Origin of the sequence: Seohaeicola nanhaiensis (genome assembly GCF_042654245.1) — a bacterium.
Classification (GTDB): Bacteria; Pseudomonadota; Alphaproteobacteria; order Rhodobacterales; family Rhodobacteraceae; genus Seohaeicola_A; species Seohaeicola_A nanhaiensis.
In genome coordinates this window covers 370812-391155 of the sequence record NZ_JBHSGI010000009.1, presented here as the reverse complement: position 1 = coordinate 391155, position 20344 = coordinate 370812, and the positions used below count along the sequence as shown (strand labels likewise).

Here is a 20344-nt window from a genome sequence, read left to right as displayed (position 1 = left end):
CGGAGGGCTTGGCCAGCTATGCCCCGACTCATCGCCCGGATGGTGGCGGCCGTGCAGCCGGGCCCCGACGATCGCACGGCGGCGCACGGCCCTGCCGGCTGCGAAACAGCTTCCCGGTCACCAGGCTCGCAATGCTGGACAAAAGTACAGTGGCCCCTCCGGTCGCGGAGTAGATCACCAGGGAAGACCAGACTCCCGTTCCGAGGAGGAGGGCCGCAAGACCCGCCGCCAATCCCGCCAAAGTCCCCAGAAGCACGAACCCCATGACCAATTACTCGGTTTCGACCAGACCGTCGGCCAGGGCGGCCGTTTCCGGCAGGACCTGACGCTGCGGACCAACATGCAGCCCAAACGTTAATTCAACGTGTTCGGACCCAGGACAGTCTGGAGGGATGGGAATTGACAGGCACACATATAGTAAGTATACATCTCTTTAATTGCATGGGGAGGCACATATGTCACAGCAACTCGGAACCCTTGAAGATCTTCCGCAGGACTATCGCGACGATATGAGCGCGGCCGGGGTTGCGCCATTGTGGCCCATGATGCGCAACGTCCTGCCGCACGGCGCCCCCAAGCCGGTGACGAAGCCGGGGCACTGGTCTTTCTATGCGCTCCGACCGCTCTTGCTGCGCGCCGGCGAACTGACACCGGTCGAGAAGGCAGAGCGCCGCGTGCTCGTGCTCTCGGACCCGGGCCGCGGGACCGGAGCAATGCAGGCGACCTCTTCGATCTATCTCGGGATGCAGCTGCTGCTGCCTGGCGAAACCGCTCCGGCCCACCGCCACACGCCTTCCGCCGCGCGGATCATTGTCGAGGGCAAGGGCGGCTTCACCGTTGTCGATGGCGAAAAACTCCCGATGCAGGATGGTGATCTCGTCCTCACCCCCGGCGGGGATTGGCACGACCACGGCCATGAAGGCACCGAACCGGTGATCTGGCTCGACGCGCTCGACCTGCCGCTCTTCGTCTACCTCGAAGGTTCCTACGCCGAAGAGGCGCCGCTTCAGGCCCAGCGCAATCGCCCCGACGCCAGCCAGGTGGAATACGCCGCCGCCGGTCTGGCCCCCTCCCGCCGGCTCAACAATTCCGTTCGCCGCTATCCGATGATGCGCTATCCTTGGGCACGCACCGAAGCCGCGCTGCGTGAACTGGCGAAATACGGCGACAACGGCATCGCCGAGGTGGATTACATCAACCCTGAAACCGGCCAGGACGTTCTGCCGACGATGGGCTTTACCGCGATGATGCTGGCCGCCGGCCAGAGGGACGCGCCGCCGTTGCGGTCATCGTCCTCGGCCTTTCACGTCGTCAAGGGCAAGGGCCGCAGCCTGATCAATGGCCAGACCATCGAATGGGGTCCAAAAGACACCTTTACGGCGCCGGTCTTTGCCGACATCACGCACGAGGCCGGCAGCGAGGCCTTCCTGGTCCGCATCCACGACCGCCCGCTGCAGGACAAGCTTGGCTATTACGAGGAACGCGCGAAATGACCTCCCTTCTGTTCGACCTGCCAAAACCCGTGACCGTTCCGGTCAAGGGAGAAAGCGCCGAATACCCGATCAACCGCATCTTCTGTGTCGGTCGGAACTATGCGGCCCACGCCGCCGAGATGGGCTTTGAGGTCGACCGGGAGGCACCGTTCTATTTCACCAAGTCTCCCGCGAGCGCGGACCTTACCGGCGCATCCGTTCCCTATCCGCCCGGCACCAAGAACTACCATCACGAGATGGAACTGGTCATCGCCATCGGCAAGCCGGTCTTCCGGGCCTCTCGCGAAGCTGGCAAGGCCGCGATCTACGCCTATGGCTGCGGCCTCGACATGACCCGCCGCGACCTTCAGATCGCCTCGCGTGAAAAGCAGCGCCCCTGGGATCTGGGCAAGGATGTCGAAGGCAGCGCCGTGTTGGCCCCGCTGACCAAGGCCGCCGACTTTGGCGAGGTCGCCAAACAGCGCATCCATCTCTCCGTCAATGGCGCGGTCAAACAGGATGCGACTTTGGACGAGCTGATCTGGAAGCTGGACGAGATCGTCGCCGACCTGTCCAAGTTCTATCACCTGGTCCCCGGCGACCTGATCATGACCGGCACGCCCGCGGGCGTTGGTCCGGTCGTGGCGGGTGACAAGATCACCGGCGGCATCGACGGGCTGGACCCGATCGAACTGACGATCACCGACGCGGAATAGACTCTGTTCACAGCAGCTTGCGTTATCCCCGGCAGGGGCATGGCGGAGCTTTGCCCAACCTGGAGGTAAGCTCATGAAAGACCGTATCCTGATCGCTGGCGGCGGCATCGGCGGGCTGGCGGCGGCCATCGGGCTGGCTCAGAAGGGCCTGAAGGTGCTGGTTCTGGAGAAGGCCGCGCAACTGGGCGAGATCGGCGCAGGCATCCAGCTGGGTCCCAACGCCTTCCACGCCTTCGATTACCTCGGCGTGGGCGAAACCGCGCGCAACATGGCGGTCTACATCGACAACCTGCGCCTGATGGATGCGCTGAGCGGCGACGAGATCACCCGCATTCCGCTCGACGACGCTTTCCGCAGCCGGATGGGCAATCCCTACGCCGTGGTCCACCGCGGCGACCTTCACGGCGTTTTCCTCAAGGCCTGCCAGGCGCATGCCAACGTCGAGCTGCGCACCAGCAGCGGGGTCGCCGGCTACGACCAGGACGCAAATGGCGTGACCGCGATTCTGGCAGATGGCAACCGCGTCGATGGCCTTGCCCTGATCGGCGCCGACGGTCTGTGGTCGAACATCCGCAAGCAGATGCTGAACGACGGCGCGCCGCGGGTGTCTGGACATACAACCTATCGCTCGGTCATCCCGACCGAGGACATGCCCGAGGATCTTCGATGGAATGCCGCCACGCTCTGGGCGGGGCCGAAGTGCCACATCGTTCACTATCCGCTGCAAGGCTGGAAGACCTTTAACCTCGTCGTCACCTACCATAACGACGCCCCCGAGCCGGTCGCGGGCAAGCCGGTCAGCCACGACGAGGTGCGCCGGGGTTTCGAACACGTCGCTCCGGTGGCGAAGCAGATCATCGACAAGGGCACCGACTGGAAGTCTGGGTGCTTTGCGACCGCGATCCGGTGCTGAACTGGACCGATGGCCGCGTGGCACTGTTGGGTGACGCCGCCCACCCCATGCTGCAGTATTTCGCCCAGGGCGCCTGCATGGCGATGGAGGACGCGGTCGCACTCTCGCACGTCCTGGGCGAAAGCCGGGATGACCTGCCGTCCCGGCTTGAGATCTACCAGAATATGCGCCATCTGCGCACCGCGCGGGTTCAGTTGCAATCGCGCGAGATCGGGCAGCACGTCTACCACCCCGCCGGCGCCCATGCCGCCCTGAGAAATGCAGTGATGAGCTCCCGGTCGCCCGGCGAGTGGTATGACCAGATCGACTGGCTCTATGGCAGCACCGGACTGCAGGGGGCTGTCTCCGCTGAGACCCGGCGCAGGTAAAGTCGTTATACCATATAACCATCTTGCAGAATCGACGGGATTCTGCATCCTGAGACGCCAAATCGCTTGTGCGAAAAGTGCACTATATGCCATATGTGGCACTATAATGCCTACCGGGTCTGAGGGAGGAAATCATGACCAAGAGAAGAACCGTTCTGGGGCTGTTGGGTGGCGCCGCCATTGGTGCGCTTGCCGCATCTTCGGCATTCGCCCAGGAAGTCACGCTGAAACTGCACCAGTTCCTGCCGGCACAGGCCAACGTGCCGAAACTGGTCCTGGACGTCTGGGCGGACAACGTCGAGAAGGATTCGGGCGGGCGCATCAAGGTCGAGCGTTATCCGTCGATGCAGCTTGGGGGCAAGCCGCCAGAGCTGATGGACCAGGCCATCGACGGCGTGGCCGACATCGTCTGGACCGTGGTGGGCTATACCCCTGGCCGCTTCCCGACCACCGAGGTCTTCGAGCTTCCCTTTATCATGACCAATGCGCGGGCCGTGAGCCATGCCTATTGGGACATGTTCGAAAAGCACATGAAGGACGACGAATTCAAGGACGTCCACATCCTCGGCACCTGGGTGCACGGCCCCGGCATGATCCACACCAAGGATCCGGTCGAAACGCCCGCCGACCTGCAGGGCATGAAGATCCGCGGCGGCGGCCGTTCGGTCAACTCGTTGCTGACCAAGCTCGGCGCGACCCCGGTCGGAATGCCGGTTCCAGCGGTCTCTGAAGGCCTGTCCAAGGGCGTGATCGACGGCACCACCATTCCGTGGGAAGTCACCACCTCGCTCAAGGTTCCTGAACTGGTGCAGAACCACACCGAGTTCGAGGGCAAGGCGCTGTACACGCTGACTTTCGTTCTGGCCATGAACAAGGCCAAATACGAAAGCCTGCCGGATGACCTGAAGGCCGTGATCGACAAGAACTCGGGCGCGGAATTCTCGGTCTTCGCAGGCGGCACCCAGGCCGACGCAGACGGCCCGGCGCGCCAGATCGCCGTGGACCTCGGCAACAACATCATCACCATCCCTGCCGACCAGACCGAGGAATGGCGCAAACTGTCTCAGCCGATCTATGACGAATGGGTGGCTGACATGAACGCCCGCGGCAAGGACGGCCAGGCGCTTCTCGAAGAAGCGCAGATGCTGATCGAGAAATATTCCAAGTAAGGCAGATCAACTGCTGATTTCGGGCCGTGCCCAGCGCGCGGCCCGTCACCCCCGGCAACGACCGGGAAGGGAGAGGCCATGTACAAATTCATGCTCGGCTTCAGCCGTTTCATGACCATGCTCGGCGGGCTGGTCCTGGTCGCGCTGATCGTACTCACCGTGCTGTCTATCGCAGGAAGACTGTTGAACGGTTGGGCGCACGGCGTATTGAACTGGCTTTTGCCGGATTTCGCTTCCTGGTTAATCTCAGTCGGGGTCGGGCCGATAAATGGCGACTTCGAATTGGTCGAGGCAGGTATCGCCTTTGCCGTCTTTGCATTCCTGCCGCTGTGCCAGATCACTGCCGGCCATGCGAGCGTGGACATCTTCGCCAGCTTCCTGCCGCGCGGCGCCAACCGCTTCCTGCGCATGGCGATCGAGGTCGTCTTCGCCTTGGTTCTGGTCGTGATCGCCATCCAGCTCTACAGCGGGATGATCGACAAGCTGAAGAACGGCGAAACGTCCTTCCTGCTCGCCTATCCCGTCTGGTGGGCCTATGCGCTCAGCCTGTTCGGGGCCATCGGCGCCGCCGTTGTCGGTGTCTACATGGCCATCGTGCGCATCATCGAATTTTTCAGCGGGCGCGTGATCGTCGCCGACGGCAGCGAGGTCTGACATCATGAGCGATCTGGCCATCGGCATCTGGTCCTTCCCCGCGCTGCTTGTGCTCATCTTCCTGCGGGTGCCCATCGGGCTGGCCATGTTCGTCACTGCCTTTGTCGGGCTTTGGCTGACGCAGGGCGTGGATTTCCCGCTTCTGCGGATGAAAAATGAGGTCTTCTCGACCTTCGGCAGCTACTCACTGTCCATTGTGCCGATGTTCCTTCTGATGGGCCACTTCGCCACGCTCGGCGGCATGTCCACTGCGCTCTTCAAGGCGGCCGAGGGCTTTCTCGGCCACCGCAAGGGCGGTGTCGCCATGGCCGCCATCGGCGCCTGCGCCGGCTTTGGCTCGATCTGCGGAAGCTCGCTCGCCACTGCCGCCACGATGGGCCGCGTCGCTCTGCCGGAACTGCGGCAATACGGTTATGCAGGGGGCTTTTCGACGGCAACGCTTGCGGCTGGCGGGACGCTGGGCATCCTCATCCCGCCCTCGGTCGTCCTGGTGATCTTTGCCATCCTGACCGAACAGAACATCGCCAAACTGTTCCTCGCAGCCTTCATTCCGGGCGTTCTGGCTGCAATCGGCTATGTCATCGCCATTTCCATCTATGTCCGCATCCACCCCGAAAGCGCCGGAACCCGCCCGCCCATGCCGATGGCCGATCGCTTCTGGGCGCTCCTGCACGTCTGGCCCGTGCTCCTGGTCTTCGGCCTGGTCGTCGGCGGCATCTACCTCGGCTGGTTCTCACCAACCGAAGGCGCCGCAGTGGGGGCCATGGGAACCGGTCTCATTGCCTTGCTGAACGGCGGGCTGAACCGCCACACACTGGTTGAAAGCTTTGTCGTCACCGGCCGCTCGACCGCGATGATCTTCTTCATCATCCTCGGTGCCGCCTTCTACAACGGCTTCCTTGCGATCACCAAACTGCCCGATGCGATGGTCGAATTCATCCTCGCCCAGGGCTATGCGCCGATCACCGTCCTTATCGTCATCCTGATCTTCTACCTGATCTTCGGATGCGTGATGGATTCGCTCTCGATGATCCTGCTCACCATTCCGGTCTTCTGGCCGGTGATCCAGTCACTCGACTTCCACATGGTCACGCTCGAGACGTTGCACGCCGAACGCGCCATGGAGGCCATCGCCAGCGGCGTCGATCTCGCCCAGCCCATGCTCGATTCGATCAAGCAGACCATCGCAGACGGCGCTCTGCTGACCAAGGACCAGATCAGCGCGCTGGGCATCCGCGTCAGCCAAGGCATGGCGAACCGCATCGACGAGGAATACACCGCCATATGGTTCGGTATCCTCGTCCTGATCGTGGTCGAGGTCGGGCTGATCACCCCACCGGTCGGCATGAACCTGTTCATCATCAATTCGATGGACCAGAAGACCCCGATTCTCGAGACCTACAAGGCGGTGATGTATTTCGTCGCCACCGACCTGTTCCGCGTCGCGCTGCTGGTCGCCGTGCCCGCGATCACCCTGTTCCTTCTGCCGCTTTAGGAGCCACCATGTCCCAGCTTCTGGTCGAGACCGATGGCGCCGTCGCCACCCTGACGATGAACCGCCCGGACAAGCGCAATGCGATGTCGGATACGCTGCTGGGCGAACTCGACAATTTCTTTCGTGCGCCCCCCGCCGGCATCCGTGCAGTGATCCTGACCGGCACGGCCGGGCACTACTGCTCGGGGCTCGACCTCTCCGAGCACGTCCAGCGCGACGCCGAAGGCACCATGCGCCATTCCCGCAACTGGCACACGGTCATGGACCGCATCCAGTTCTCCGGACTGCCCGTGATTTCGGCCATGTATGGCGCGGTGATCGGCGGCGGGCTCGAACTCGCCACCTCGACCCATGTCCGGATTGCCGAACCCTCTACCATTTTCCAGCTGCCCGAGGGACGGCGCGGTATTTTTGTCGGCGGCGGCGCGACGGTTCGCGTGGGCCGCATCCTGGGCGCTGACCGCATGATCGAGATGATGCTGACCGGGCGCAAATATGGTGCCGACGAAGGGCTGCGGCTCGGCCTGACGCATTATGCCGTGGGCGAAGGCGAATCGATGGCTCTGGCCCGTGATCTGGCCCAGAAGATCGCCAGCAATGCCGGTCTGTCCAATTATGTCATGATCCAGGGCATCGCCCGGATCGAGGACATGTCCAAGGCGGACGGACTCTTCACCGAAAGCCTCTGCGCTGCCCTGGCGCAGACCAGCCCGGACGCCGTGGAAGGCCTGGCCGCCTTCCTTGAAAAACGCCAACCGGCCTTCCGTTGACGATGACGCCACCCGACGCCACGCTGAGGGGGTTCTGCGGCTACGCGATGAAACGCGCCTTTCTTGGCGTTCAGGCCGATCTGAACCGTGTTCTGGCGCCGCTTGGACTGCGGATGATGACCTTTTCTGCGCTGGTGGTCGTGACCGACTGCCCGGGCCTCCGGCAGGCGCAACTGGCCGATGCCCTTTCGGTCGAGAAACCGAACATGGTCGCACTGGTGGCCGAACTGGAAAAGGCCGGCCTGATCGAACGCCAGCGCGCCGCGGGTGACCGCCGCGCCCACGCCCTGATACCGACCGACGCCGGCCGTGCGCTCTGCGCGCGCGCCATCGCGGCGGTGCAGGCCCACGAGGCCCGCATCACAAGCGGCCTGTCCAAGCTCGAACTGCAGACCCTGATGCAAGCCCTGGCGCTGATGGAGCGCACGGCCAGCGAGGAGACGACTCATGCCTGACTCCGACCTTTATCGCCGCCACAAAGTTGCACGTGAAGACCGGCCCGACGGGACGATCCTTCTCACCTCAGGCCATGACATGTCGCGCCCCGCCGCAACCTCGGGCGAATGGCTTCAACGCTGGGCACAGGAAAGGCCCGGCACCGTCTTCCTGGCCGAGCGCAGCGGCCCGGGCTGGCGGGAAGTGCCCTATGCCGAGGCGCTGGATCAGGTGCGCGCGCTCGCCTCTGCCCTGCTCGCGCGCGGCCTCGGCCCCGACACGCCGATCCTGATCGTCTCGGGCAACGGCGTCGACCACGGCCTGCTCTCTCTGGCCGCGCATTACGTGGGCATCCCGACCGTTCCGGTGGCAGAACAATATTCGCTGATCCCCGGCGCCCATGCGCAGCTGAAATACGTCCTGAACCTGATCGACCCCAAGATGGTCTACGCCGTCGACGGCATGCGTTTCGCCCAGGCGCTGGCGATGGAAGAGATGGCCGGCCGCGAAATCGTGGTCAGCCGTAATCCGGGCCCAGATCAGACCGCATTCGACGAGCTTCTGAAGGGGGGCGACGCCGACGTGGACGCCGCGGCAGCTCAGATCGGCCCAGACTCCGTCGTCAAAATCCTGATGACCTCCGGTTCCACCTCATCACCCAAGGGGGTGCTGACCACCCACCGCATGATGTGCGCTAACCAGGCCCAGATCCTCGACGCCCTGCCCTTCCTGCAATCGCGCCCGCCGCGCATTGTAGACTGGCTGCCGTGGAACCACGTCTTCGGCGGCTCGCACAATTTCAACATGATGCTCGCCAACGGCGGCAGCCTCTACATCGACGAGGGCAAGCCCGCGAAGGGGTTGGTCGAGAAATCCATCGAGAACAATGGCCTGATGAATGGCACCATGGCCTTCAACGTGCCCGTCGGCTTCGCCATGATGCGCGATGCCATGCGCCGCGACGCCGGGCTGCGTCGGAAATACTTCGAAGACCTCGACATGATCTTCTACGCCGGCGCCTCGCTGCCTCAGGACGTCTGGCGCGATCTCGAGGAAATGGCGACCGAAGTGCGCGGCGCGGTGCCGCTGATGAACTCTTCCTGGGGCCTGACCGAAACCGGACCCGCCTGCCTGATCCAGCACGAGCCGACCGACCGGTCCGGCATCGTCGGCGTGCCGATGACCGGCGTTTCGGTCAAGCTGGTACCCGACGACGACACCCGCTTCGAGGTCCGGGTGAAGGGGCCCAATATCATGACGGGTTACCACGGTGCCCCGGAAAAAACGGCCGAGGCCTTCGACGAAGAGGGATACTTTAAGACCGGCGACGCCATGGCCTTTGTCGATCCGAACGACATGACCAAGGGCCTGCGTTTCGACGGCCGCATCTCCGAGGACTTCAAGCTGCTGACCGGCACCTGGGTTCGCGCTGCGCAACTGCGTCTCGATGCGCTGATCAAGCTCGCCCCGCTGGCGGCAGATGTGGTGGTGACCGGTGAAGGGCATAACGAGGTGGGGCTGTTGATCGTCCCGTCGGCCGAGACCGCCGCAAGTCTGACGCCCGACAACGGCGCGATGATCGGCACAGAGGTGCAGGCCGAGATCGCCGCGCGGCTCGCCGACCTTGCGAAATCGGCCGCCGGTTCCTCGAATCGCATCGCGCGCGCACTGATCATGGCGGAACCGCCATCGATCGCCGACGGAGAGATCACGGCCAAGGGCAATCTCAACTTCCGCAAGCTGCTGACCCGGCGGGCCGATCTTCTGGACAGGCTCTATTCAAACACGGATAGCGCCGTGATCCGGGTGTAGGTCAGTTTCGGCGGAACGTCAGGTAATGCGGCACGCGCCCCTCGCGCAGAGCCTTCTGTTCATAACGCGTTGAGATCCAGTCGTCCCAGGGCTTGCGCCAATCGTCCGGACCTTCGGCCAGCCAGGAAAACCCGGCCTTCGGCACTTCATCCAGCGTCTGGCGCACATAGTCGGGGATGTCCGTCGCCACCCGAAAGATCGCGCCGGGTTTCAGAACGCGCGCCAGCGGCTCCAGATGCTCGGGTGTCACGAACCGGCGCCGATGGTGCCGTTTCTTCGGCCAGGGGTCGGGATAGAGAAGAAAGGCCCTGTCGATGCTGCTGGGCTGCAGCACGTCGAAGACATCGCGCACGTCGCCCGGATGCACTGCAAGGTTGGTCACCCCCGCCGCGCGGATCTTGCCCAGCAGCATGGCAACACCGTTGATGAACGGCTCCGCACCGATAATACCCACTCCGGGGTTGCGCGCGGCCTGATGCACCATGTGCTCGCCCCCGCCGAATCCGATCTCCAGCCAGACCGGCACATCTCCGAACCGGGCGGCCAGATCCAGCGGTCTGCGCTCCGGGTTCTCTTCCCAACTGACCGGCCCGGGCGACAGGGGTGCCAGATCCTCGTCCAGATAGACCCGCTGACTCGGCTTCAGCGTTTTGCCCCGCGTGCGGCCATAGAAATTCCGGTGCGGGCGGTCGGCGGGCGTATCGTCGGTCATGGCATCGGCCTTCGCGGTCTTGGGGGCGGCGTCGTCCTAGCGGCTGTGCGCCGTTGCGGCAAGGGTGCGACGGTATCGAATTGACGGTACGTCCCGCTTGCACTCGCCGGACTGCGGGTTATCTATGCCGCAGCGCAGCATGACCTCGGCCATCGCAGCGTTAGGGAGGGACGTTTAAAGGGTTTGCTCCGATGTTCGGGTACCCCCGGAATTCACTGTTTCGAAAGACGCGCGGCGGCATCGCGGTGATGCACCCCTCCGGCTTGGATATCGTCCTGCGCCCTCTGAGGGCCACTGATCGAAGCATCCTTGCCGATCATCTGCGCCGCCTGTCGCCCGACGACCGCCGCACGCGATTCTTCCACCAGATGAACGACGCGGCGATTCAGCGCTATTGCGACGAAATCAACTGGCAAGCCGCCTTTCTTGTCGGCGCCTTCGTCAGCGGCAGTCTGCGTGGAGTCGGAGAACTGGTGCCCGAGGGCGGCGAGGGCACGGCCGAGATTGCGGTCACGGTCGAGCAGGAATGGCGTCATGCAGCCCTGGGCCGCATCCTCGTGGCCGCTCTGCTGGTGGTGGCCGAGGAACGCGGCCTCAAGTCCGCCAAACTTCTGTTTCTGCGCGAAAACTCCGCCATGCGGAAACTGGTCGCGGATATCGGGGCCCGGCTCACCGCTGCCTCGGGCGTGACCGAAGCGCAGGTGGATTTCCGGCCGGACCCGCGCTGACCTGATCGTCAGCGCGCGCCCGACCTGTCTCTCCTGTCCCGGCTCAGACGGCGCTCTTCAGCGCGTCGACCAGATCAGTCTTTTCCCAGCTGAACCCGCCCTCTTCATCCGGCTCGCGGCCAAAGTGACCATAGGCGGCCGTGCGCTGATAGATCGGACGGTTCAGCTGAAGATGCTGCCGGATGCCCCGTGGCGACAGGTCCATCACCTCTTTCACGGCGCGCTCGATCGCCTCAGGATCAACCTCGCCGGTTCCATGCGTATCCACATAGACCGACAGCGGCTGGCTGACGCCGATCGCATAGCTCAGCTGCAGCGTGCACTTGTCGGCCATTCCCGCGGCCACGATGTTCTTGGCCAGATACCGCGCCGCATAAGCAGCCGAACGGTCAACCTTGGTCGGATCCTTGCCCGAGAAGGCACCGCCGCCATGCGGGGCCGCGCCGCCGTAGGTATCCACGATAATCTTGCGGCCGGTCAGCCCGGCGTCGCCATCCGGCCCGCCGATCACGAATTTCCCGGTCGGGTTCACATGCCACACCGTATCGGCGGTAACCCATCCATCCGGCAATTCTTCCAGGATGTAGGGCTCGACAAGGGCGCGCACATCGGCCGAGGTCATCGACGGGTCGAGATGCTGGGTCGACAGCACGACGGAGGTGACTCCGACAGGCATCCCGTTCTCGTATTGAATCGACAGCTGCGACTTGGCGTCCGGGCCGAGCCGCGGTTCGGTGCCCGACTTGCGCACCTGCGCCAGGCGCCGCAGGATCTTGTGCGCATACAGGATCGGTGCCGGCATCAGGGCGGTGGTTTCCGTCGTGGCATAGCCGAACATGATGCCCTGGTCGCCCGCGCCCTCGTCCTTGTTGCCCGAGGCGTCCACACCCTGGGCGATATCGGCGGATTGCGCGTGCAGGTAGTTGTCGACCTTGAGATTGGCCCAGTGAAAGCCATTCTGTTCGTAGCCGATGTCCTTGACGCAGTCCCGCGCGATCTCTTCGACCCGCTGGATCACCGTCCCCGGCCCGCGCACCTCGCCACCGATGACGACCCGGTCGGTTGTCGCGAAAGTCTCGCAGGCCACGCGCGATTGCGGATCCTCTGCCAGGAAGGCGTCCAGAACCGCGTCGGAAATCCGGTCGCAGACCTTATCGGGGTGGCCCTCGGAAACCGATTCCGAGGTGAAGACATATTTGTTACGGGCCATGAAGTGCTCCATTGATGATTGATGCGGCACGCCAGGAAGCCGTTGTGACGCATTTCCACCGGGTTACGCGCGTGAACGGCGCGGGTCAATGCGAGAACGCGCGAAGTCGCAGGACTTGGCCGCCGACCACAGCCAACAGCAGCAGGCCCAACAGCGCAAGAATCGGCCCGTCGCCACTCCGGGAATAAACGGTTGCCGGAAAAGGTGCGGGCAGCGCGACGTCGATATAGCCCGCTTTTCCCAGCGGCAGGTGATCGATGACATGGCCGGCCGGATCGATCATCGCCGAGATGCCGGTATTCGCGGACCGGATCAGTGGCAGCCCTTGTTCGATGGCCCTCATCCGCGCCTGCGCAAGATGCTGGAAGGGTCCGGTGCGCTGACCAAACCAGGCGTCGTTGGTGATCTGCAGCAGAAAGTCAGCCCGGCCCGGCACATTCCCGGAATCGCGGGCGAATACCGCTTCGTAACAGATCAGCGGCACCGCCTGACCCAGCGGGCCGAAATCCATCAGCCGCGGCCCGGGCCCGGCGCTGAAGCCGTCGCCGAAATTATCGGCAAGCGCGGTGATGCCCATCCGTTTCGCGAGCCATCCCAGCGGGATAAATTCCCCGAAGGGCACAAGGTGATGTTTGTCATACAGCCCGGCCTGCATTCCCTGCGAATCGAGACGGATCAAAGAATTGAACCATTTCCCATCCTCCCAGCGCTGAATGCCCGCCGCGACCTGGGCGCCTTGCGCGGCATTCGCGATCCGATCCAGCGCGGGTCCGGCCTCGTCCAGCAGAACAGGCACGGCGGTCTCCGGCCAGACCACAAGGTCGGGGCGCGGCGCCGCGGCGGTATAGTCCACCTGCCGCTGGAAATGCGCCGCCATCTGGGCGCGGTCCCACTTCTCGTCCTGCGGGATATTTGGCTGGACGATGCGCACGATCTTCCCGGTGGTCCGCACCTCGGGCCGCGCCTGATAGGCCGCAAGGGCAACCGTCAGAACAATTGCTGCCGGAAGGGCTGCCAGAAGGCCCTGCGCATTGCGCATTGTCAGAACCAGACCCAGGGGCAGCACGGCGGCCAGCATCGCGAAATCCAACCCGATCGGACCGACCCAGGCCAGCAGCGCTGCGACAGGCGTATCGATCCAGACCTGCCCGGGCGCCGCCCAGGAAAAGCCGGTGAAGACATAGCCGCGCAAGGCTTCGGCCGATGTCCAGGTCACGACCAGCGCCACGACACGCGTCGGCCCGGCCCGCGTCAGCGCCGCTGCGGCCCAGAAGGCAGCCCCCCAGAACAGCGCCAGCCCGCCACACATCAGCACCACGGCAAAAGGCGCCATCCAGCCGTGACGGGCCACGTCGATCAGAAAGGGTTCCACGATCCAGGTCAGCGCATGGGCGAACCAGCCCGCGCCAAAGGCCCAGCCGGTCAGCGCCACGTCGCGCCGCCGATCGCTGGCATTCAGCAGCATTGCCGCCATGGCAAAGCCGGCGACGCTGGCCCACCACAGACCCCAGGGTGCAAGGCCAAAGGCAGCGACTGCCCCGCTCAGGCCCGCCAGCCCCAGCCGCGACCAGAGTGGCCAGTGCGCAACTGGGCTCATTCCGCCTTCTGCGGAAGTCGCACGCGCAAACGCTTGATCCGGCGTGGATCGGCGTCGATGACCTCGAACTCGGGGCCGTCAGGGTGCATCACCACTTCGCCCCGCGCCGGCACGCGGCCCGACAGCATGAAGACCAGCCCGCCCAGCGTGTCGATCTCTTCCTCGTCCACTTCGTCATGGGCGGTCAGAGATTGGCCGATTTCCGCCTCGAACTCTTCCAGCGGAGTCTTGGCGAGAGCCACATACTGACCTGGCTTTTCCTTGATCCAGGTCTGATCTTCGTCGGTGTCGTGCTCGTCCTCGATCTCGCCGACCACCTGTTCGATCAGATCCTCGATCGTCACCAGCCCGTCCACGCCACCGTATTCGTCGATTACCAGCGCCATATGCCGGCGCTCCGTCTGCATCTTGGCCAAAAGCACGCCCAGCGGCATCGAAGGCGGCACGAACAGCAGCGGCCGCAACATCGGCGCCACCTCGAAGGGCGTCGTGTTGCCGTTGAATCCGTGGGTCAGCGCAAAGTCCTTCAGGTGGATGAATCCCAGCGGGGAATCGAGCGTGCCTTCGTAGACTGGCACACGGCTCATCCCGCTTTCGCGGAACACGCGCACAAGTTCGTCCTTGGTCACCGTATTGGGCACGGCAACGATATCGGCCGTCGGGATCGCCACATCCTCGACCCGCATCCGTCGCAGGTTTATCATGCCCTTGAGCGGCTCCGCCGAAAGGCCATTGCGCGATGCCCCGCCCGGCTCTTCCTCGCTTGGAGAGAGTGCCTCGAGGATTCGTCCAAAAAATCCGGCGCGTTCTTCCGGTTGCTCCGGGGGGTCTTCGCCATGCCCCTGCTGGTCAAGCGCGCGCTGCGCGGCGCTAGAACTGCCGTCTGAGTCGCTCATCAATCCTTCGTCCAAAACGACCCATCAGGGCCTGTCAGAAATCGCATATGGGTCGGGAAGACCCAATTTGCAAAGTATATTGACCTCAAGTCCTTCCATCAACGCGGCATCGGCTTCGGTTTCGTGATCGTAACCCAGCAGATGCAACAGTCCATGGACGATCAGGTGCGTCACATGATCGCTGACGGCTTTGCCTTGTTCTTCAGCTTCCCGCAGGCAGGTTTCGTAGGCAAGCGCGATGTCGCCCAGCGGGAGGGTCCCGTCGGGGTCCGCCTCGGGCGGCAGCGGAGTTCCGCCCGGCTCATCCGGCGCAAGGTCGTCCGCGGGCCAGCTCAGCACATTGGTCGGTTGCGCCTTGCCCCGAAAATCGGCGTTCAAAACCGCGATGCGCGCATCGTCCGTCGCCAGCAGCGCAATTTCGCAGAGATCCGGATCAAGACCGACACACGTCAACGCCAGCGCGCAGGCCCGCTCTGCAACCGCCGAAAGGCCAAACGCCGACCAGCGGTCGTCTTCAAGAACGATATCGATCACACCCGCCCGCTGTCCGCCTCATAGGCTTCGATGATTGCCGCAACCAGTGGATGGCGCACCACATCCTTGGACGTGAAGTAGTTGAAGCTGATCTTGGGAATCGACTTCAGCAACCGCTCGGCATCCGCCAGGCCGGAATCGACGTTCTTCGGCAGATCGACCTGCGTCCGGTCGCCGGTGATCACCATGCGGCTGCCCTCGCCCAGACGGGTCAGGAACATCTTCATCTGCATCTGCGTGGCATTCTGTGCCTCGTCCAGCACGACAAAGGCGTTGGACAGCGTCCGCCCGCGCATGAAGGCCAGCGGCGCGATCTCGATCCGCTTGTCCTCGATCAGCTTGGCCAGCTGCTTGCCGGGCAGGAAATCGTTCAGCGCGTCATAGAGCGGCTGCATGTAGGGATCGACCTTGTCCTTCATGTCGCCGGGCAGATAGCCGAGCTTTTCGCCGGCTTCCACCGCCGGGCGGGACAGGATGATCTTGTCGACCTCGCCGGATATGAACATCGTCACACCCACGGCCACAGCCAGATACGTCTTGCCAGTACCTGCGGGGCCGATGCCGAAGGCCAGCTCGTGGTCGAACAGCGCCTTCACATAGGCCTTTTGCGCCTCGGTGCGCGGCTCGACCGATTTCTTGCGCGTCTTGATCTCGTATTTGCCCCCACGGAACATTTCAAGCTGGCTGCCCGGTTCTTCCATCTCGGGTCCCCCACCCATGCGCAGCTCGCGGTCGATGTCGCCCGCGTCCAATCCGCGCCCGGATTCCAGCCGCGCGTAAAGGGCACGCAGAATCTGGGCCGCCTGCTGCTGCACGCCTTCCTCGCCAAGGATGACCAGCACATTGCCCCGGCGCAGAATCTGCACCGAGAGCTTGGTCTCGATGTCGGCAAGATTGCGGTCGTATTCTCCGCAAAGGTCGATCAACAGGCGATTGTCGGGGAACTCAAGTTGCACCTCGGCCGAGGGTTGCGGCTTCGATGGGGTCAAGGCACCAATGGCCAATCCGCTCTCCTGTACTCAAACACTGTGGCAAGGGTGCCAACTTCGGCTCCCTGGCGCAAGCGCAAGCTGCCCGGCACGTCCATCGGAGAGCGAAAAACGGCCATGGCGACCGATTGGCGGCACACACGCGCCCGCCGGCCCGATCAGTTGCTGCGAATGCGCAGCTTGGGATTGCGGTATTTGGGTGACTCGTTGAAGACCCGGATCATCTCCGACTTCATGCCTTCGGCATTGCCAACCAACGCCTCGTCGCGGCAGATACGCTCACCGATGGCCGAGGCAGTCGGATAGTCGTAGCCGACCTTGACAAGGCTGTCGATGAACTCGGCATTGGGACGGTCCCAGATGACCTCGGCCCAGGGCCCGCGATAGCAACTCACATAGATCGTCCGGACCGGCGCGCTTGCGCGGTCCTTGCTCGTGCCGTTCGCAAATGCGGGCGGGACAAGCCCGGCCACAGCAAACAGAAGAACAGCCACAGTCTTCATAGCCCAACCCCAGATACGAAAGCAGCGAAAGGGGACACTCCGCGACCGGCAGCTTGGTGGTGCGGAAAATGGTCCTCTTCCTTGGTGCATCGTAGGCTCGCTGGCGGAAATGACCAAGAATTTCCTATTTTTGTCCACGAAACGGAAATAATGACACAATTTCAACCGTGTTGAGTCATGATTGCGGCGCGATTTTGCCACAATTATGTCTCAATCCTAAATGCAGGCGCCGAATCACATCGACGATCCGTCTGCTCAGCCGCGCAGCTCGCCCGAAAGCGAATTGGTGACAGAGGCCGTTATGCGCACATGTCGCACCACGCCCGGCTCCAGGCCTTCGGCGGTCACGTGGACGGCGTGCAGGTGCTCGGACCTGCCAACCATCTGGCCGGGGAACCGGCCCGGCTTTTCGAACAGGACGTTCACGTCGCGGCCCACCATCGCATCCTGCACCGCGCGCTGCTGCCGCGCAATCAACGCCTGGATGCGGTGCAGCCGGTCGTCCATTTCAGCTTCGGGCACCTGCGCCCGTTCGGCGGCGGGGGTCCCCGGGCGCGGCGAATACTTGAATGTATAGGCGAAACCGTAATTGACCGCCTCGATCAGGTCGAGCGTCGCCCGAACGTCCTCTTCCGTCTCCTCCGGGAACCCGGCGATGAAGTCTCCCGACATCAGCACATCAGGCCGTGCCGCGCGGATCCGTTCGATCAGCCGGAGATACTGCTCGGCCGTATGACCCCGGTTCATCCGCTTGAGAATGCGGTCAGACCCCGACTGCACCGGAAGATGCAGATAGGGCATCAGCTTCGGCTCCTCGCCAAAGGCCGCGATCAGGTCGTCGCCCATGTCGTTCGGATGCGAGGTGGTGAACCGCAGCCGCGCCAGCCCGTCGATACGCGCCAGTTCCCGGATCAGCCGTGCAAGCGACCAGTCGCCGTCCGGCCCCGCCCCGTGATAGGCATTGACGTTCTGGCCCAGCAGCGTGATGTCGCGCACCCCGCGCTCGACCAGATCCCGCGCTTCTTCAAGAACACGCTCCGCCGGCCGGCTGACTTCGGCGCCCCGGGTGTAGGGCACCACGCAGAAGGCACAGAACTTGTCGCACCCTTCCTGCACGGTCAGAAAGGCCGTAGGCCCGCGCGCCGCCTTGGGCCGCCGGCGCAGGTGATCGAACTTGTCTTCTTCGGGAAAATCGGTGTCGAGCGCCTTCTCCCCACCTCGCGCCCGCGCCTCCAGCTCGGGCAGGCGGTGATAGCTTTGCGGGCCGACAACCAGATCCACCAGCGGCTGGCGGCGCATGATCTCGGCCCCTTCGGCCTGGGCCACACAGCCTGCCACGCCGATTTTGAGATCGGGTTTCGCATCCTTGAGGTCACGCAGGCGGCCAAGTTCGGAATAGACCTTCTCCACCGCCTTCTCGCGGATGTGACAGGTGTTCAGCAGGATCAGATCCGCCTCGTCCGCCCGGTCCGTCTGATCGTAGTCCTTCAGCGACTCGGCCATCCGCTCGCTGTCATAGACGTTCATCTGGCACCCGTAAGTTTTCAGGAACAGCTTCTTGCGGGCAGTCATGGGCGAGAGATCTCCGGCGGTCGGCGACCGAAGGGTCGCGCCTTGCAATGAAGGCGCAATTAACCGAATCTGCGCGGGATATCCAGCCAGAGCCGGGATTCATCCTTGACGCAGTCCTATCTCTCCTTCGATGCGTTCCTGCGCCACGGCGCGGCGGCGCTCTCCGGCGGGCCGGTGGGGATGGTCTTTGTCGAGGACGAGGTCGAAGTGGACTCGACCCTGCGGCACCATCTCGACTGCGGTTTCCGCACGGTTCTAGCCTTCATGCCCGACGAATTCGCACTCGCCGACGACGTGGCGAACAAGGTGCACCGGATCACCTTTGGCATCGGCCGACCCGAGACGGTATTCGAAACCGTCAATCGCGTGATCGACGCGGCGCCCGGCATCTGGCTCTATTACTGCTACAACGCCGAATACCTCTTCTTCCCTTTCTGCGAGACCCGCACCGTGGGCGAGATGCTGGCCTTTCACGCCGAGGAACGGCGCGACGCCATGCTGACCTATGTGATCGACCTCTACGCAGGGGATCTCGCCACATGCCCCAATGCCGTCTCGCTCGAAACCGCGCATCTCGATCGCTCCGGCTACTACGCCTTGTCCCGCAAGGATCCGTCGACAGGACAGCCCCGCGACCGACAGCTCGACTTCTTTGGCGGCCTGCGCTGGCGCTACGAGGAGCACATTCCGAAAACCAGCCGCAGGATCGACCGCATCTCCCTGTTCCGGGCCAGCCCGGGCCTGCGACTTTTGCCCGATCACACCTTTGACCGGCAGGAATTGAACACTTACGCCTGTCCGTGGCACCACAATCTGACGGCGGCCATCTGTTCGTTCCGGACCGCGAAGGCGCTCAAGCGCAATCCGGGATCGACCTTCGACATCCACAGTTTCCGCTGGCACAATTCGACTCCCTTCGAATGGCACTCGCGGCAGTTGCTCGATCTCGGCCTGATGGAGCCGGGCCAATGGTTCTGACCTCGGTCTGATCGTTTCCCGACCGTCAGACCGCTTGTCCCGCAAGCAGCTTTGGCTTGCGACCAGGCTCTGATTCTTCTAGATCGGTCACGTTATGTTATATCATAACGAATCAAATGAAGACCGTTCCCCCGCAGGAACCCGAAGAGGTTGAGACGATGCACCCATCGATCCCCCGTCACCTTGCCGCGCTCGCGCTTGGACTGCTTGCACTGGCCACCCCGCAGGCGCAGGCTCAGTCGACATCCCACGATCATTCCAGCCATGCGCACGCAGATCAGAAGGTCTACAAGGGCTACTTCGACGACAGCCAGATCGCACAGCGTCCACTGTCCGATTGGGAAGGCGATTGGCAATCGGTCTACCCGCTGCTGATGGATGGCACGCTCGCCCCCGTCATGCAGCACAAGGCCGAACACGGCGACAAGACCGCGGCGGAATACCACGATTACTACGAGACAGGGTACCGCACCGGCGTCGACCGTATCGTCATCGACGTTGACAGCGTGACGTTCCACGAGCACGGCCAGACGGTGCAGGGCCACTATGCCAGCGACGGCTACGAAGTGCTGACCTACAAGAAGGGCAATCGCGGCGTCCGTTTCATTTTCGCCAAGGTCTCGGGCGATGCCGGCGCCCCGGCCTTCATCCAGTTCAGCGACCACCGCATCGCGCCCCACAAGGCCGATCACTACCACCTCTACTGGGGCAACGACCGCGCCGCCTTGCTGAAAGAGGTGACCAACTGGCCGACCTACTATCCTGCGTCGCTCAGCCCGGCGCAGATTGTTGACGAGATGCTGGCCCACTGAAGACCGGAC

21 protein-coding genes and 1 riboswitch are annotated in these 20344 nt (G+C 63.5%); of the genes, 13 read left to right on the top strand and 8 right to left on the bottom strand.

All coding sequences use genetic code 11. The annotated features are described in order from the left end of the window. Window positions 1–455: 455 nt before the first annotated feature. The 10 genes from ACFO5X_RS12215 (at window position 456) to ACFO5X_RS12170 (ending at window position 9804) form a co-directional block, all read left to right on the top strand. Window positions 456–1493, top strand: a complete 1038-nt coding sequence (locus ACFO5X_RS12215; RefSeq protein ID WP_380717736.1) for a cupin domain-containing protein — start codon at window positions 456–458, stop codon at window positions 1491–1493. Further along, the gene (locus ACFO5X_RS12210; RefSeq protein WP_380717735.1) at window positions 1490–2188 is read left to right on the top strand and encodes a fumarylacetoacetate hydrolase family protein; all 699 of its coding nucleotides are present in this window, start codon (window positions 1490–1492) and stop codon (window positions 2186–2188) included. Before ACFO5X_RS12215 ends, ACFO5X_RS12210 begins: the two co-directional genes overlap by 4 nt. A 73-nt stretch (window positions 2189–2261) precedes the next feature. Continuing rightward, the gene (locus ACFO5X_RS12205) at window positions 2262–3101 is read left to right on the top strand and encodes an FAD-dependent monooxygenase (protein ID WP_380717734.1); all 840 of its coding nucleotides are present in this window, start codon (window positions 2262–2264) and stop codon (window positions 3099–3101) included. Beyond that, window positions 3074–3469 carry an FAD-dependent monooxygenase gene (locus tag ACFO5X_RS12200; protein ID WP_380717733.1) on the top strand — a complete coding sequence of 132 codons (396 nt, stop codon included), beginning with the start codon at window positions 3074–3076 and terminating at the stop codon, window positions 3467–3469. Before ACFO5X_RS12205 ends, ACFO5X_RS12200 begins: the two co-directional genes overlap by 28 nt. Before the next feature lie 134 nt (window positions 3470–3603). Continuing rightward, window positions 3604–4638: a TRAP transporter substrate-binding protein gene (locus ACFO5X_RS12195; protein WP_380717732.1), complete on the top strand. Its 1035-nt coding sequence runs from the start codon at window positions 3604–3606 to the stop codon at window positions 4636–4638. Window positions 4639–4716: 78 nt separating this feature from the next. Continuing rightward, a complete protein-coding gene (locus tag ACFO5X_RS12190; protein ID WP_380717731.1) occupies window positions 4717–5292 on the top strand; it encodes a TRAP transporter small permease in 576 nt (191 codons plus the stop codon). A 4-nt stretch (window positions 5293–5296) separates the two neighbouring features. Then, complete coding sequence (locus ACFO5X_RS12185) at window positions 5297–6787, top strand: TRAP transporter large permease (RefSeq protein WP_380717730.1); 1491 nt, start codon at window positions 5297–5299, stop codon at window positions 6785–6787. Window positions 6788–6795: 8 nt separating this feature from the next. Beyond that, a complete protein-coding gene (locus ACFO5X_RS12180; protein ID WP_380717729.1) occupies window positions 6796–7557 on the top strand; it encodes a crotonase/enoyl-CoA hydratase family protein in 762 nt (253 codons plus the stop codon). A 2-nt stretch (window positions 7558–7559) separates the two neighbouring features. Continuing rightward, window positions 7560–8012, top strand: a complete 453-nt coding sequence (locus tag ACFO5X_RS12175) for a MarR family winged helix-turn-helix transcriptional regulator (RefSeq protein WP_380717727.1) — start codon at window positions 7560–7562, stop codon at window positions 8010–8012. Next, a complete protein-coding gene (locus ACFO5X_RS12170) occupies window positions 8005–9804 on the top strand; it encodes a feruloyl-CoA synthase (protein ID WP_380717726.1) in 1800 nt (599 codons plus the stop codon). Before ACFO5X_RS12175 ends, ACFO5X_RS12170 begins: the two co-directional genes overlap by 8 nt. A gap of 1 nt (window position 9805) precedes the next feature. Here ACFO5X_RS12170 and trmB read toward each other — a convergent pair whose 3' ends face one another. Then, the gene (gene trmB, locus ACFO5X_RS12165) at window positions 9806–10516 is read right to left on the bottom strand and encodes a tRNA (guanine(46)-N(7))-methyltransferase TrmB (RefSeq protein ID WP_380717725.1); all 711 of its coding nucleotides are present in this window, start codon (window positions 10514–10516) and stop codon (window positions 9806–9808) included. 191 nt (window positions 10517–10707) lie between these two features. Between trmB and ACFO5X_RS12160 the strand changes: the two genes are divergently transcribed. Further along, on the top strand, window positions 10708–11244 hold the full coding sequence (locus ACFO5X_RS12160; protein ID WP_380717724.1) for a GNAT family N-acetyltransferase: 537 nt from the start codon (window positions 10708–10710) through the stop codon (window positions 11242–11244). A gap of 43 nt (window positions 11245–11287) precedes the next feature. On the opposite strand, the gene metK is transcribed toward ACFO5X_RS12160, so the two are convergent. The 7 genes from metK to miaB form a co-directional block, all read right to left on the bottom strand. Then, complete coding sequence (gene metK / locus ACFO5X_RS12155) at window positions 11288–12454, bottom strand: methionine adenosyltransferase (protein WP_380717723.1); 1167 nt, start codon at window positions 12452–12454, stop codon at window positions 11288–11290. 4 nt (window positions 12455–12458) lie between these two features. Then, a riboswitch (SAM-SAH riboswitch) is annotated at window positions 12459–12508 on the bottom strand. A gap of 31 nt (window positions 12509–12539) precedes the next feature. Then, window positions 12540–14051: an apolipoprotein N-acyltransferase gene (gene lnt, locus ACFO5X_RS12150; protein WP_380717722.1), complete on the bottom strand. Its 1512-nt coding sequence runs from the start codon at window positions 14049–14051 to the stop codon at window positions 12540–12542. After that, the gene (locus ACFO5X_RS12145; protein ID WP_380717721.1) at window positions 14048–14947 is read right to left on the bottom strand and encodes a hemolysin family protein; all 900 of its coding nucleotides are present in this window, start codon (window positions 14945–14947) and stop codon (window positions 14048–14050) included. Before ACFO5X_RS12145 ends, lnt begins: the two co-directional genes overlap by 4 nt. Window positions 14948–14971: 24 nt before the next feature. Then, the gene (gene ybeY, locus ACFO5X_RS12140) at window positions 14972–15481 is read right to left on the bottom strand and encodes an rRNA maturation RNase YbeY (protein WP_380717720.1); all 510 of its coding nucleotides are present in this window, start codon (window positions 15479–15481) and stop codon (window positions 14972–14974) included. Continuing rightward, the gene (locus ACFO5X_RS12135; RefSeq protein WP_380717719.1) at window positions 15478–16485 is read right to left on the bottom strand and encodes a PhoH family protein; all 1008 of its coding nucleotides are present in this window, start codon (window positions 16483–16485) and stop codon (window positions 15478–15480) included. Before ACFO5X_RS12135 ends, ybeY begins: the two co-directional genes overlap by 4 nt. A gap of 143 nt (window positions 16486–16628) precedes the next feature. Continuing rightward, window positions 16629–16865: a hypothetical protein gene (locus ACFO5X_RS12130; RefSeq protein WP_380717718.1), complete on the bottom strand. Its 237-nt coding sequence runs from the start codon at window positions 16863–16865 to the stop codon at window positions 16629–16631. A 363-nt stretch (window positions 16866–17228) separates the two neighbouring features. Continuing rightward, window positions 17229–18545, bottom strand: coding sequence for a tRNA (N6-isopentenyl adenosine(37)-C2)-methylthiotransferase MiaB (miaB, locus tag ACFO5X_RS12125; protein ID WP_380717717.1), 1317 nt, complete (start codon window positions 18543–18545; stop codon window positions 17229–17231). Window positions 18546–18650: 105 nt separating this feature from the next. Between miaB and ACFO5X_RS12120 the strand changes: the two genes are divergently transcribed. Together ACFO5X_RS12120 and ACFO5X_RS12115 are read left to right on the top strand one after the other, a co-directional pair. Then, window positions 18651–19523, top strand: a complete 873-nt coding sequence (locus ACFO5X_RS12120; RefSeq protein ID WP_380717716.1) for a hypothetical protein — start codon at window positions 18651–18653, stop codon at window positions 19521–19523. 116 nt (window positions 19524–19639) lie between these two features. Then, window positions 19640–20335: a ZinT family metal-binding protein gene (locus ACFO5X_RS12115; protein WP_380717715.1), complete on the top strand. Its 696-nt coding sequence runs from the start codon at window positions 19640–19642 to the stop codon at window positions 20333–20335. The last annotated feature ends 9 nt before the right edge of the window (window positions 20336–20344 follow it).

What these genes read in the sequence shown, in the direction of transcription:
- ACFO5X_RS12175 (WP_380717727.1), top strand. Translation starts at nt 7,560, where the DNA reads ATGACGCCACCCGACGCCACGCTGAGGGGGTTCTGCGGCTACGCGATG.
- trmB (WP_380717725.1), bottom strand. Translation starts at nt 10,516, where the DNA reads ATGACCGACGATACGCCCGCCGACCGCCCGCACCGGAATTTCTATGGC.
- ACFO5X_RS12185 (WP_380717730.1), top strand. Translation starts at nt 5,297, where the DNA reads ATGAGCGATCTGGCCATCGGCATCTGGTCCTTCCCCGCGCTGCTTGTG.
- ACFO5X_RS12205 (WP_380717734.1), top strand. Translation starts at nt 2,262, where the DNA reads ATGAAAGACCGTATCCTGATCGCTGGCGGCGGCATCGGCGGGCTGGCG.
- ACFO5X_RS12170 (WP_380717726.1), top strand. Translation starts at nt 8,005, where the DNA reads ATGCCTGACTCCGACCTTTATCGCCGCCACAAAGTTGCACGTGAAGAC.
- metK (WP_380717723.1), bottom strand. Translation starts at nt 12,454, where the DNA reads ATGGCCCGTAACAAATATGTCTTCACCTCGGAATCGGTTTCCGAGGGC.
- ACFO5X_RS12210 (WP_380717735.1), top strand. Translation starts at nt 1,490, where the DNA reads ATGACCTCCCTTCTGTTCGACCTGCCAAAACCCGTGACCGTTCCGGTC.
- ACFO5X_RS12160 (WP_380717724.1), top strand. Translation starts at nt 10,708, where the DNA reads ATGTTCGGGTACCCCCGGAATTCACTGTTTCGAAAGACGCGCGGCGGC.
- ACFO5X_RS12180 (WP_380717729.1), top strand. Translation starts at nt 6,796, where the DNA reads ATGTCCCAGCTTCTGGTCGAGACCGATGGCGCCGTCGCCACCCTGACG.
- ACFO5X_RS12215 (WP_380717736.1), top strand. Translation starts at nt 456, where the DNA reads ATGTCACAGCAACTCGGAACCCTTGAAGATCTTCCGCAGGACTATCGC.
- ACFO5X_RS12190 (WP_380717731.1), top strand. Translation starts at nt 4,717, where the DNA reads ATGTACAAATTCATGCTCGGCTTCAGCCGTTTCATGACCATGCTCGGC.
- ACFO5X_RS12195 (WP_380717732.1), top strand. Translation starts at nt 3,604, where the DNA reads ATGACCAAGAGAAGAACCGTTCTGGGGCTGTTGGGTGGCGCCGCCATT.
- lnt (WP_380717722.1), bottom strand. Translation starts at nt 14,051, where the DNA reads ATGAGCCCAGTTGCGCACTGGCCACTCTGGTCGCGGCTGGGGCTGGCG.
- ACFO5X_RS12115 (WP_380717715.1), top strand. Translation starts at nt 19,640, where the DNA reads ATGAAGACCGTTCCCCCGCAGGAACCCGAAGAGGTTGAGACGATGCAC.
- miaB (WP_380717717.1), bottom strand. Translation starts at nt 18,545, where the DNA reads ATGACTGCCCGCAAGAAGCTGTTCCTGAAAACTTACGGGTGCCAGATG.
- ACFO5X_RS12145 (WP_380717721.1), bottom strand. Translation starts at nt 14,947, where the DNA reads ATGAGCGACTCAGACGGCAGTTCTAGCGCCGCGCAGCGCGCGCTTGAC.